This window comes from Microvirga pakistanensis (assembly GCF_004458765.1).
Taxonomy (GTDB): Bacteria; Pseudomonadota; Alphaproteobacteria; order Rhizobiales; family Beijerinckiaceae; genus Microvirga; species Microvirga pakistanensis.
In genome coordinates, this window is sequence record NZ_SPJX01000568.1 from 1 (window position 1) to 223 (window position 223).

General features: G+C 66.8%; 1 protein-coding gene. It reads left to right on the plus strand.

The window, feature by feature from the left end; genetic code table 11:
- The coding region (locus tag E4K09_RS23825) for an acyl-CoA dehydrogenase family protein (protein ID WP_193557348.1) at positions 1 to 223 on the plus strand (223 nt) is incomplete at both ends.

Genomic DNA, 223 nt, shown 5'->3' on the forward strand with positions numbered 1-223 from the left:
CTCTTCATTCCGAAGGCTTACGGCGGCGAGGGCGCGAGCCTGACATCGACGGTCGCAGTGGTCGAGCGCGTCGGGTCGGGCTGCTCGTCCACGGCCGCCATCCTATGCGCATATCAGCTCGGAGCCTTCCCGGTTCTGCTCGCAGGCCGCGAGGACCAGAAGCAGCTCTATCTGGGCGAGATGACCAGGGGCGTCGCTACCAGTTTCGCCCTGTCGGAGCGCG